Origin of the sequence: Enterococcus crotali, assembly GCF_000633635.1 — a bacterium.
GTDB lineage: Bacteria > Bacillota > Bacilli > Lactobacillales > Enterococcaceae > Enterococcus_L > Enterococcus_L crotali.
The window spans coordinates 530,439-542,166 of record NZ_AYPQ01000001.1 but is presented as its reverse complement, the minus strand read 5'-3'; the positions used below and the strand labels follow the sequence as shown (position 1 = coordinate 542,166).

The window sequence follows — 11,728 nt, the reverse complement described above, 5'->3', positions numbered from 1 at the left end:
TTCCATCCCCCCTACATCATGATTTTCTTTGGATTTAAGCGAACAATATACAACAATGGTAAAATTGCTGCCAATAATACCGTACCTAATCCAACAACTAAATACGTGATGATATATCCTAATGAAAATTTCACTTCGTAAGCATTCATAATATCGTCAGTTGTAAGTTCAGTCGAACCTAACCCATCAAGGCCTATAAACATATTCATTTGATCATTCGTACTACTTAAAATATCACTATTCAATAAAGATTCTGAGACCATTTTCCCTAAGAAATTCCCTGTGATCAATGAAAGAATCAAAGCAATTCCACTGATGATCAGCATTTCTATAATAATTTGTCCCATAACGTGGCTACGCTTATCACCTAAAGATAGATAGATGCCTAGCTCGTGTTTACGATCACGCATAAATAATAATACGACTAATGAAATAATCAGCAACGTTGCAATGACTGCAATCAAAACAACATAGCCTGAAATTTGAGACATTTTTTTCATACTGCCGCCAATTTGCTCGTATTGATCCGTTGAGGCATTTACTGTATATAATTTTGGTAAAAGTGGTTGTGTCTCTTGCTTAAAGGCCTCTACATCATCTGGATTATTTAGTACGTAAACAGGTGTGTAATATTCTCCCTCATCATCATCTGATATAAACGGACTTTCTGGGTCAACCTTTTTTAATTTCTCTAAATAGTCTTTATTGATCTCCAAGACTGTTTTGTTCGGTACATAAACTGTATTAATCTGCTGCAATGACATGTATTGCTGATTCATATCTTGCTCTTTTTTCTCTTTTTTCTCTTCTTTATCTTTCATCTCGACAGTCGTTGGTTCAAAAATCCCGATGATTTGGATTGGTATATCTATTTTAAATATTTCTTTTTGACCACCTTCATCACTGTAGTCATAGCCACGACTATCCATAACCATTTGGTCGCCAACAGATAATCCATTTTCTTCTGCAACTTTTGAAGAAATCAGCCCAACATTTTTTCCATTATCGATGTCTTCTTGAGTGAAAACTTTTCCTTCAACAATTTTTATTCTGTTTTCTTCAACATCTAAAATTTTATGATAGTTTGACCCTTTCAAGCTAAGTCCTTCCATCATTGCACCAGATTGATCTGAATCTAATGTAGCGCTTTTTAGATCTTTTGTTTGCACCATCGTTCCAGCATTATAATCATAATATTTTACATAGGAAGACTGCCCTATTTTTTCATCAAATCAACCTTAAGTGGTTCGATTTTTAAATCTTCTTTAGCAAATTCTTCTTGGTTATTTTCATAATCCAATTGAATCGTAGCCAAACCACCCAGTTGTTTTTTGACACTTTTTTCAACATTTTGGGTAGACTGTTGGATTGCAATTGACCCAGCAATAACATTTCCCAATACAAATATCACTGCAAATAAAATGAGTGATTTCCCTTTTTTTCTAGTCACACTGCACAACGCACGCTTCATAAAATTCATTTTCTCATCTCCCTTTAAAAAAAATATAGCTGATTCCATTATTCCATAACAATTGCAGTTTAACAAGTTGTTTTTTAGTACTCTCGTTTAAACTTACAATTTCTATAGATTATAATTTTATAATCACTTTTTATATACCATTAAAATAACAATTATCTTTAAAAAAACAAAAAAGACAGGAAATCACACCAACATCCAGTGAGATTTCTTGTCTTTTTAATTGAATGAATTAAACTTCTAACAATTCTTTTTCTTTTTCTGAAGTAATAGTATCGATATTTTTCACACTATCATCTGTTAACTTTTGAGCTTCTTTTTCCAAGCTACGTAACTCATCTTCAGTGATGTCATTGCTTTTTTGTTGTTTTTTCAATTCATCGATTGCATCACGACGAATGTTACGAACAGCGATTTTTGCATTTTCAGCTGCTTTTTTTACATCTTTTGCTAATTCTTTACGACGTTCTTCCGTTAATTGTGGAATCACTAAGCGAATCACAGTTCCATCATTTGTTGGGCTGATTCCAATATCGCTCGCTTGAATTGCTTTTTCGATATCTTCAAGTGAATTTTTGTCAAATGGCGTAATCATTAATACGCGTGCTTCTGGAATGTTGATTCCAGCAAGTTGGTTCACAGGTGTCATTGCACCGTAATAATCTACTTGGATTCGGTCTAAAAGACTTGCGTTAGCGCGTCCTGCACGAATTTGACCAAGCTCACGTTGTAAACTTTGTTCTGCTTTGCTCATTTTTTCTTTTGCGGTTGCTAATACAGTTCCACTCATTTTTTTATTTCCCCCTTACGGTTGTTCCAATATTTTCACCTAGACATGCACGGCGGATATTACCTGTTTCGTTTAAATTGAAAACCACTAATGGAATATCATTATCCATACTTAGTGAGCTTGCTGTTGAATCCATTACTTGTAATCCTTTTGAAATGACATCTAAATGTGTTAATTCTTCAAATTTAACTGCATTTGCATCCAATTTAGGATCTGCAGAGTAGACGCCATCAACATTGTTCTTAGCCATTAAAATCACATCTGCATCGATTTCTGCCGCACGTAAAGCAGCAGTTGTATCTGTTGAGAAATATGGATTTCCTGTACCACCAGCAAAGATAACGATACGTCCTTTTTCTAAATGACGTTCTGCACGACGACGAATATATGGTTCTGCGATTTGACGCATTTCGATAGATGTTTGAACACGTGTTGGAACCCCTAGATTTTCCAATGTATCTTGTAAGGCTAAAGCGTTCATTACAGTGGCTAACATTCCCATGTAGTCTGCTTGCGCGCGTTCCATACCCATTTGAGCACCGATTTGTCCACGCCAGATATTTCCGCCGCCAACAACAATTGCCATTTCGATTCCTAATTCATGAACCTCTTTGATCTCTTCTACGATCTCTTTGATTGTTGGAGGTTTAATTCCAAACCCTTCTTCTCCGGCCAAAGCTTCGCCACTTAACTTTAATACAACACGTTGATATTTAGGTTTTACCATTTTTGTTTTCCCTCCACCATTTGTCTAAGAACATTTTAACATACTCTAGGCATTCTGCCAGTCTATTTCTTTTGATTTGCCTAAAAAAGGGAGCGCATCTCAATGCGTTCCCAACTGCTACAAACGTAACAGATTTATTTTTTGATTTGGCTCATTACTTCGTCTGCAAAGTTATCTTCACGTTTTTCGATTCCTTCGCCAACTTCAAAGCGGATGAATGATTTAACTGTTGCGCCTTTAGATGCAACATATTTTTCAACTGTCATATCAGGATCTTTAACGAATGGTTGATCTACTAATGAAATTTCAGCTTTAAATTTGTTTAGACGACCAACAACCATTTTATCAACGATATTTGCTGGTTTTCCTTCGTTTAATGCTTGTTCAGAAAGAATTGCTTTTTCGTGCTCTAATTCTTCTTGAGGAATTTGTGATTCGTTCACATAACGAGGGTTGATAGCAGCAACGTGCATTGCTACGTCTTTGGCAACTTCTTCGTCAGTTGTTCCTTCTAATACAGTTAATACTGCAATGCGTCCGCCCATGTGTAAATAAGCACCAAATGCAGCATTGTCATCTTTTTCTACTAATTCAAAACGACGGAAGCTGATTTTTTCACCGATAACAGTTGTCGCTTCAATCAGTTCAGTTTCTAAAGTACCTTTATCTGTTTTAAGAGCTAAAGCTTCTTCCATGTTTGCTGGTTTATTAGTAGCAATTTCAGTTGCGATTTTTTTAACTAAATCTTGGAACATTTCGTTTTTAGAAACGAAGTCAGTTTCTGAGTTTACTTCAACGATTGCTGCAAAGTTACCATTTGAAGCAACGTTCGCTAAACCTTCAGCTGCAACACGGTCATTTTTCTTAGCGGCTTTAGCCATTCCTTTTTCACGTAGGTAATCAACAGCTGCATCCATATTACCTTCTACTTCTACTAACGCTCTTTTTGCGTCCATCATACCGACACCAGTCATGTCGCGTAGTTCTTTAACTAATTTTGCTGAAATATCTGCCATTTTTTGTTCCTCCTAAGTTTTAAAAGCGTAGTAGGCTCATTCTGCCTTGATTGAAAAATAGGAAAACTTGAGTGTGGTGCTTTTTTGCCACAATCACGTTTTATCTTTTTTCCGAAAGGCTAGCCTACGAAGCTAGATAATTTTAAAAGCGTAATGGGCTCGTCCAGCTTCGACTGAAAAACAGGAAAATATATTTGTGACGCTTTTTGTCACAGGTATATTTTATCTTTTTTCCGAGAAGCTAGCCCACGAAGCTAGATAATTTTAAAATTCGTTTTAAAAAAGCTATCTCAAAGGAGAATCAGGCTTTTTTCGCCTAGCCTTCGAGACAGCTCCGTTATTTTAAATTATTCTGCTGAATCGTTTGTGCCTTCAACAACATCAACGATTTCTTCGATTGAAGTTGCAGCTTCTGGTGCTTCTTCAACAAAGATTTCTTCTACAGCTTGATCTTCACCTTGGTTTCCTTCGATGAAAGCGTCAGCCATTTTAGCAGTGATCAATTTAACCGCACGAATCGCATCATCATTTGATGGGATTACTACATCGATTTCATCTGGATCACAGTTAGTATCAACCATCGCAACGATTGGGATGTTCAATTTTTGAGCTTCTTGAACAGCGATACGTTCTTTACGAGGATCAACGATGTACATTACATCTGGAATTCTAGGCATATCTTGGATACCACCTAAGAATTTTTCAAGACGTTCACGTTGTTTGTTTAAACCAACAACTTCTTTTTTAGGAAGAACTTCGAATGTTCCGTCTTCTTCCATTTTATTGATATCTTTCAAACGTTTGATACGTTTTTGGATAGTATCCCAGTTAGTTAAAGTTCCACCTAACCAACGGTGATTAACAAAGTATTGACCTGAACGAATCGCTTCGTCTTTAATCGCTTCTTGTGCTTGTTTTTTAGTTCCTACGAATAATGCAACGCCGCCATCTTCAGCAACATTTTTCATGTAATCGTAAGCAGCATCTACTAATTTAACTGTTTTTTGTAAGTCAATGATGTAGATTCCGTTTCTTTCTGTGAAGATGTATTTCTTCATTTTTGGGTTCCAGCGACGAGTTTGGTGTCCAAAGTGTACGCCGGCTTCTAGTAATTGTTTCATAGAAATTACTGCCATGGGTTGTTTCCTCCAATTTGGTTTTTATTTGTTCCCTCTCCAGTTCTCATTTTTGTAAGGAACTACTAAAAGTAGCACCGCCTTACAAATCGAAGCCGGATGTGGATTTAGTGTTTTCACACCGTTGTCTAGTATACAATATTATTTAAAAGATTTCAACACAATTAACTACTTTTTTTGTTATCTTTTGTTTGCTTATTCATCGTGTTCCGAAATAACTTGATAATTTAGTGATTGAGCATTTCTATTGTTTTGGTCATGAATCTCTTGAAATTTTTTTAATTAATTATTATTTTCTAAATGGTACATTAAAATGCCCGCCGCAATTGCGACATTTAAAGATTCAGCCGCACCTTTAATTGGAATATATAGGTTTTTATCCGTTTTTTCTAAAAATTCAGGCGCAACACCTTGGCCTTCATTTCCCATTATCAAAGCATAATTTTGACTATTGGTTATTTCTCGATAAGAAATAGCATCTGGATTTAATTCTGTGCCATAAACGGGAACCTTGGCTTCCTTGAATCCGTCAATAACTTCTTCTAATGGTTTTCGTACGACTGGTAGATGATAATTACTTCCTTGCATCGCTCGCAAGACTTTAGTACTATAAATATCTGAACTGCCTTCACCAAGTATCACACCAGAAAGTCCAGCAGCATCTGCCGTTCGAATCATCGTTCCGACATTTCCAGGGTCTTGTACATTATCTAAAAGTAGCCAGCCGCCTGAAAAACTGATTTTTTTCTCATCATCAGGCATCTTTACAATCGCTAGCATCCCTTGCGGTGTTGGTAGCTCTGATAAGGACACAAGCACTTCATCAGAAACATAAATCAAACACTCACCAGGCTGTTGTCCTAACCAATCAGACCACTCTGCCTTCCCACGCTGATTAAAAAGAATCCAATCAATATCGGTGCCCGCTTTAGCAGCTTCTTCAATCAAATGAAACCCTTCGATTATATATTGTTGCTTTTCTTCTCGATATTTTTTTTTATGTAATTTTTTAAATTCTTTGATTGTTGCATTCTTTGTCGATAAAATTTCTTTCATTATTACACCTCACTTGACTATTATACCATGATTTTTTTCAATCAAACAGTCACTATTTCACTTGCCATACGCTTAAAAAATCGCTATCATTGATTTAACAAAGAGCGAGGTGTACAGCTATGAGAAAAGTACGGATGAATGTACAAGGAAGAGTTCAAGGCGTTGGCTTCCGCTACATGACTAAAATGGTAGCTGATGAATTGAACATTTACGGTACTGTGCGAAATGAAGATGATGGATCAGTCTCAATCGAGTCTTTAGGCGATGATGAGGCAATGAAGCAATTTATTCAAAAAATCAAAGATTCTCCCAGTCCAGCAGGTCGCGTCACATATGTTGATATACAAGAAGATCCACTTATGGAAGAATATACTAGCTTCAAAGTTACAAATTAATTCAAATAAGAAGAATCTCCCTCCGTCTTGAGGCGGATTCTTCTTATTTTTATTGAAAAAAAACGCGTTTTCAAGTATAGTTAGTCTTGTGCAAATTTTTTAGAAAAGGAAAGAATAAAATGAGAAAATTAAATAAGTGGCTACTGAGTTCCGGTCTATTCGCTCTAGTCCTATTTTTATCTGGATGTGTGAAAACAGGATCTGATGGTCAACCAACTGGTGAAGGAATCATCTATAATTTTTTAGTAAAACCAATGAGTAGTGCCATTACATACCTTGTTGATAATTTTGATTGGAACTATGGCTGGGCAATCATTTTTATCACAATCATCGTTCGACTGATCATCATGCCATTAGGCTTAAATCAATCGAAAAAAAGCATGATCCAAACAGAAAAAATGCAAGCAATCAAACCGCAAATCGATGCTGCTCAAGCGAAAGTTAAAGAAGCAACGACTCGTGAAGAACAAATGCAAGCCCAAGCAGAAATGCAGCAAGTTTACAAAGAAAACAACATGAGCATGATGGGCGGTATCGGTTGTTTACCTTTATTAATCCAAATGCCAATCTTCTCTGCCTTATTCTTTGCCGCTCGTTATACAAAAGGAATCGGCGATGCATCATTCTTTGGTGTTAATCTAGGTCAACCAAGTATCGTATTCGTTGTCTTAGCAGGTGTTGCCTACTTACTTCAAGGATACCTTTCAACTATCGGTATTCCAGAAGAACAAAAGAAAACAATGAAATCAATGTTGATCGTGTCACCATTAATGATCGTATTCATGTCAATCAGCTCTCCAGCTGGTGTCACGTTATACTGGGTAGTCGGCGGAATCTTTAGTAGTATCCAAACATTGATCACAAATCAATTCTTAAAACCAAGAATCAAAGCTCAAGTAGCAGAAGAATTAAAACAAAATCCACCAAAACAAGTGGTTACACCTCGTAAAGATGTAACACCAACACAAGAAAAAACAGTTCAAAAGACAGCATCTCAACAAAATATTTCTAAAACAGGTAGAAATGCTGGAAAACAAAACAGAAAATAAATAAAACCAGAACCAGTGCAAAGGATTAACTGCATTGGTTCTGGTTTTATTTATTTTCTGAAACCCCAAAAACAAAGAGATCCACAACTTGAGCAATGCTTAGCGCTGAGCTGCTTTGCGCAGTTTTGATATAAGGAGATAACGTATTTAGAAAATGCGTTGTTGCAATTTCTGCTGACAAACCTGTACGAATAGCAAAGTCACTGTTTTCAAAAAGATCTAATAAAGGTTTTTTATAGGATTGATTCCATAATGAAAATAGTTTAAGCTGCGTCTCTTTTGTCAACTTAGTTCTAAAATCATGCATCATTAAATCAAAATCAAACGGATGTTTTGTTTTTAGACATTCAGCAAATTTCTGTAATTTATTGATCGTATCAAGCGTTTGATTTTCGACAATTTCCACTAACTCTTCATTTACATCTCCGAGTAGATTTTCAATAACACCAACATAAACTTCCTCTTTATTTCTAAAATGGTGATACAGATTAGGTTGAGTCACTTCTGCTAACTGAGCGATTTGCCTAGTGGACGTGCTTTGATAACCATTATCCATAAATAATCGTGTTGCAACTTGAATGATTTTCGCTCTTGTATTGTTCGTTTCTTTATCCATACCTTAGCCACCTATAGTTGATTTCATTCCCATTTTAACAGAAGCCGGCAAAGAAACATATACTAGATAACACTCTTTTTCTTTTTAAATAATAAAACGAGTTCATAAATGCAGACAACCCCTAAAATAGTTAAGCTAATCATGACCGTAGTGATGATGATTGGATAGGCTTTATCCCAGCCATCCGTTGCTTGATGCTTATTCAAAATCCCATAATAAGCCCACAATGTTGCTAGACCATAAGCGATATCTCGATTACGAAGGATCGTTGCACTAATGATTATTACTCCAATAATCAAAATAATCACTGTCCAAACGACTTGATTATTTTGAAGAAAAGCTAGATTCTTATCAACAAAAAAGGCAGTGATGTTGGCAATCGTAGCAATTGTGATCCAACCAAAGTAAATACTAAAAGGTAATCTCACAAAAAGGTAGTCTTTTTTAGTCAGTACTGCATTTGCCAAAATACGATTTACATAGATCAACACAAGCAGCAACGCCAACATGATTACTACAGACAGATCAATTTGAAGATATTGCCATGCTAAGAGCCAGACACTATTTAATATAGAGGAAAGAATAAACATGTTCCTCAATTTAACACTAACTTTAGGCTTTGCTAAAATAGATTGAATCGTTGGTCGAAACCATTGATACACCACAAATCCAGCCAATAACAAATAAATTACTGACCAAATCGCAAAGGTCAATCCTGCTGGAGCGAATAAATTGGGATACGTATCAGAGACTTCTTGTGTTGTCATCCCGTTTAAAGGCAATAAAATTGCTGCTGCATTCGTAGCAATCATTATAAAATAAGTGATGGTCACGAGCCATTTTGAGGCTAGAAATTCTTTTTTATTCATTATAATTCCTCCTTTACAGTCCTTTTTTTCCAATAAATGGAACAAATTTTGGCGTTTTATTTGCATAAGCAACAAAATCTGGGCGGTCCTTGTATTTCTTTTCTAATAGAGGGACACCTGATACAAATAACAGTAATAAGGTAATTACTACTGGCCCGATAATTCCCCAAATATTTCGTGTGTCATTCAAACTTATGAGAAAAATCCCCCACCAACTGAGTGCTTCGCCAAAATAATTCGGGTGTCTTGTCGTAGACCACAAACCGGTTGTCAAAAGTTTTCCTTGATTGCTACTTATTTGTTTAAATTTCGTTAACTCGTAATCACCAACTGTTTCATAACCAAATCCTACAATCCAAACCACAACGCCTAATCCATTCCACCAATAAAAGTCATTTACTGGACGTGTCATAACCAGCAGAATCGGCATTGATACAATTAATAAAAGGACACCTTGTAAAACAAATACATTTAGATATGCCTTTAGCCTTGCCAAGTGATTCCCCCAACGTTTTCTCATGTTCACATACCGATAATCTTCCGGCTTTCCGATATTTCGTTTAGCCAAATGGAGAAATAGGCGCACTCCCCATATGGTCACTAGCACAAGAATAATTGTGCTGACTGTCGTCTTCTCCGGCATGATCAAATAACCAGTAACGGCTACAAGAACAAAGCCGATTCCCCAAGCTAAATCCACAATAGAATTGTTATGCAGATATTGAGCTAGGAAGAATAACAACGTAAAATAAACAAAAATGACCCCACTAATGATCCAAATGCTCATACTAATCCCCACTTTCTTCTATTTCAACTGCTACAGCCACGCTGCCTTGCCCAGCGCTCATCGCGATTACTGTCGAAATATCCATCAGATAGCTTGGCTGAAAGCCAAACTGTTCTATCAACTTACTTTGCCAGTGCCATGCTCTTTCTTCAGCATTCGCATGAATGATTGCATAGCGTTTTATTTTATTTTTTTCTTTTAGTTTTTTCAATTGCCGAAATACCTTTCTTTCATTTTTTTCCAAACTAAATGCAAAATCACTTAGCTTTCCTTCTCCTTCTTCATTTAAGCTAACAATCGGTTTCAAATGAACCATTTTAGCTATTTTGCCTAAAGATTGAGGTATTCTACCAGAATCGATCATTGGATCTAAGCAATCTACGCTAACGAGGATTTTAAACTGAGTCCGTTCTTTTTCCACTCGTTGCACTAATTGATCAAATGGTAAACCAGATTGAATCCATTCATTCGCTCTCATTACGAGCAAACCTTGAGCAGCAGAATTTTGTTTGGAGTCAATCACTTTGATTTTTGTGCTGGATGATGCCATTCGTTTGGCTACTTCCCTAACTGTATGAAATGTTCCGCTCAATTTTCCAGCAACTGTGATAACTAGTATTGCTTCATACTTTGTTTCTAAAAATGAAAAAAGATTCTCTATGGTTTTTAATGTTGGTTGAGCGCTAGTTGCTCTTTCATTTTGGTTTTTATTCAGTTCGAAAAACTGTTGACTCTGAATGGTTATTTTATCGATATAGCTAGTATTGCCAATCAAGATGTTCATTGGCAATACATGGATTTGGTTATTCAACACATATTCAGCTGGTAAATCAGCGATTGAATCTGTCACCAAGCAATCGGTGTTTTTTTATCTGTATTCACTCGATATTGTAATAACATATCATCTGCTTTTTGCTGAATAGGTTGGCCGATCTGACTTAAGTAACGCAACACTTGTTCTGGCTGATTGGAATGGATATGAATTCTAGCTTTCTTACGATTCATAGCAACGATCAATGAATCGCCATATGGGCTTAATTTTTCTTGAATTTCTTCTTTGGTCTGTGTCACTTCTTCTAATAAAACTTCGGTACAATACCTGTATTTAGGTTCTAAAGTATTCGAGTGCAAGGATTTAGAAACGTCTATTTTGATTGAGTCATCATAGTCGATCATTGTTTTAGCAGCTGTTTGTTTATTGACAAATGCTTGTGTAAATCCTTTTATGAAGATATAAAACCCTTTTGCCCCTGCATCGACTACTTGATGTCTTTGTAAAATCTTCAATTGCTTTGTTGTCTGTTTTAGCGCTTGCTCTGCTTCAGTTAGTGCTTTTGGTAATAGTCGTTCTAAACCATGCACTTGCTTTCCTTCATTAAGTGCCTCTGCCCACGTTCGAATAACAGTGATGATCGTTCCTTCAACTGGATTACTAATAGCCTGATAGGCTTCTCTAGTTGCCAATTTCAGACTTTTAACAAAGCTTGTAACAGAATCTTTTTCTTCTTGAATCAATAGATTGTTATAAATACCGTTAAAATATTGAGCAAAAATAATGCCTGAATTCCCCCTAGCCCCGATTAATGATGCATCAGCAACTTTTTCAAGAACCTCAACGACAGAACTTGACTCATCTTTTGTTTTTTCAAGAATCGTTTGCATCAATGAAGCTAAATTGCTGCCAGTATCCCCATCTGATACTGGAAAAACATTGATTTGATTCAATTCTTGTTTCTCATTTATTAATTGAACTGCTCCTTGTTGGAAAGCAAATAACAATTTTTGATAGTCGATAGACTGACTGCTCATA

At 36.1% G+C, this 11,728-nt stretch carries 12 protein-coding genes and 1 pseudogene; 2 read left to right on the top strand and 11 right to left on the bottom strand.

Annotated features, from left to right (window positions below; genetic code table 11):
* Positions 1 to 11: 11 nt before the first annotated feature.
* From V192_RS19080 to V192_RS0102585, 6 genes and pseudogenes are all read right to left on the bottom strand, one after another.
* Positions 12 to 1,480: pseudogene (locus V192_RS19080) on the bottom strand (ABC transporter permease).
* Positions 1,481 to 1,709: 229 nt separating this feature from the next.
* On the bottom strand, positions 1,710 to 2,267 hold the full coding sequence (frr, locus tag V192_RS0102605; protein WP_025868820.1) for a ribosome recycling factor: 558 nt from the start codon (positions 2,265 to 2,267) through the stop codon (positions 1,710 to 1,712).
* A 4-nt stretch (positions 2,268 to 2,271) separates the two neighbouring features.
* Positions 2,272 to 2,994, bottom strand: coding sequence for a UMP kinase (gene pyrH, locus V192_RS0102600; RefSeq protein ID WP_010761216.1), 723 nt, complete (start codon positions 2,992 to 2,994; stop codon positions 2,272 to 2,274).
* 134 nt (positions 2,995 to 3,128) lie between these two features.
* Positions 3,129 to 4,010, bottom strand: a complete 882-nt coding sequence (tsf, locus tag V192_RS0102595; protein ID WP_025868819.1) for a translation elongation factor Ts — start codon at positions 4,008 to 4,010, stop codon at positions 3,129 to 3,131.
* Between the two features lie 347 nt (positions 4,011 to 4,357).
* A complete protein-coding gene (gene rpsB, locus V192_RS0102590) occupies positions 4,358 to 5,146 on the bottom strand; it encodes a 30S ribosomal protein S2 (RefSeq protein ID WP_025868818.1) in 789 nt (262 codons plus the stop codon).
* A gap of 282 nt (positions 5,147 to 5,428) precedes the next feature.
* Complete coding sequence (locus V192_RS0102585; RefSeq protein WP_025868817.1) at positions 5,429 to 6,202, bottom strand: TrmH family RNA methyltransferase; 774 nt, start codon at positions 6,200 to 6,202, stop codon at positions 5,429 to 5,431.
* A 119-nt stretch (positions 6,203 to 6,321) separates the two neighbouring features.
* Between V192_RS0102585 and V192_RS0102580 the strand changes: the two genes are divergently transcribed.
* A complete protein-coding gene (locus V192_RS0102580; protein WP_025868816.1) occupies positions 6,322 to 6,597 on the top strand; it encodes an acylphosphatase in 276 nt (91 codons plus the stop codon).
* Positions 6,598 to 6,716: 119 nt separating this feature from the next.
* Positions 6,717 to 7,646, top strand: coding sequence for a membrane protein insertase YidC (gene yidC / locus V192_RS0102575; protein ID WP_025868815.1), 930 nt, complete (start codon positions 6,717 to 6,719; stop codon positions 7,644 to 7,646).
* Positions 7,647 to 7,692: 46 nt separating this feature from the next.
* Here the strand turns inward: yidC and V192_RS0102570 are convergent, their stop codons facing one another.
* The 5 genes from V192_RS0102570 to V192_RS22540 all read right to left on the bottom strand — a co-directional run bounded on the left by V192_RS0102570 (position 7,693) and on the right by V192_RS22540 (position 11,727).
* Positions 7,693 to 8,262, bottom strand: a complete 570-nt coding sequence (locus V192_RS0102570) for a TetR/AcrR family transcriptional regulator (protein WP_025868814.1) — start codon at positions 8,260 to 8,262, stop codon at positions 7,693 to 7,695.
* 62 nt (positions 8,263 to 8,324) lie between these two features.
* The gene (locus tag V192_RS0102565; RefSeq protein ID WP_025868813.1) at positions 8,325 to 9,131 is read right to left on the bottom strand and encodes a hypothetical protein; all 807 of its coding nucleotides are present in this window, start codon (positions 9,129 to 9,131) and stop codon (positions 8,325 to 8,327) included.
* A 13-nt stretch (positions 9,132 to 9,144) separates the two neighbouring features.
* Positions 9,145 to 9,918, bottom strand: coding sequence for a DUF1295 domain-containing protein (locus V192_RS0102560; protein WP_025868812.1), 774 nt, complete (start codon positions 9,916 to 9,918; stop codon positions 9,145 to 9,147).
* A 1-nt stretch (position 9,919) separates the two neighbouring features.
* Positions 9,920 to 10,768, bottom strand: coding sequence for a DegV family protein (locus V192_RS22545; RefSeq protein WP_275574521.1), 849 nt, complete (start codon positions 10,766 to 10,768; stop codon positions 9,920 to 9,922).
* Entirely contained in the window at positions 10,765 to 11,727 is a 963-nt protein-coding gene (locus V192_RS22540; protein ID WP_275574520.1) for a DAK2 domain-containing protein, read from the bottom strand. Before V192_RS22540 ends, V192_RS22545 begins: the two co-directional genes overlap by 4 nt.
* Position 11,728 lies beyond the last annotated feature (1 nt).

What these genes read in the sequence shown, in the direction of transcription:
- V192_RS0102580 (WP_025868816.1), top strand. Translation starts at nt 6,322, where the DNA reads ATGAGAAAAGTACGGATGAATGTACAAGGAAGAGTTCAAGGCGTTGGC.
- frr (WP_025868820.1), bottom strand. Translation starts at nt 2,267, where the DNA reads ATGAGTGGAACTGTATTAGCAACCGCAAAAGAAAAAATGAGCAAAGCA.
- V192_RS22540 (WP_275574520.1), bottom strand. Translation starts at nt 11,727, where the DNA reads ATGAGCAGTCAGTCTATCGACTATCAAAAATTGTTATTTGCTTTCCAA.
- yidC (WP_025868815.1), top strand. Translation starts at nt 6,717, where the DNA reads ATGAGAAAATTAAATAAGTGGCTACTGAGTTCCGGTCTATTCGCTCTA.
- tsf (WP_025868819.1), bottom strand. Translation starts at nt 4,010, where the DNA reads ATGGCAGATATTTCAGCAAAATTAGTTAAAGAACTACGCGACATGACT.
- V192_RS0102565 (WP_025868813.1), bottom strand. Translation starts at nt 9,131, where the DNA reads ATGAATAAAAAAGAATTTCTAGCCTCAAAATGGCTCGTGACCATCACT.
- rpsB (WP_025868818.1), bottom strand. Translation starts at nt 5,146, where the DNA reads ATGGCAGTAATTTCTATGAAACAATTACTAGAAGCCGGCGTACACTTT.
- V192_RS0102560 (WP_025868812.1), bottom strand. Translation starts at nt 9,918, where the DNA reads ATGAGCATTTGGATCATTAGTGGGGTCATTTTTGTTTATTTTACGTTG.
- pyrH (WP_010761216.1), bottom strand. Translation starts at nt 2,994, where the DNA reads ATGGTAAAACCTAAATATCAACGTGTTGTATTAAAGTTAAGTGGCGAA.
- V192_RS0102585 (WP_025868817.1), bottom strand. Translation starts at nt 6,202, where the DNA reads ATGAAAGAAATTTTATCGACAAAGAATGCAACAATCAAAGAATTTAAA.
- V192_RS0102570 (WP_025868814.1), bottom strand. Translation starts at nt 8,262, where the DNA reads ATGGATAAAGAAACGAACAATACAAGAGCGAAAATCATTCAAGTTGCA.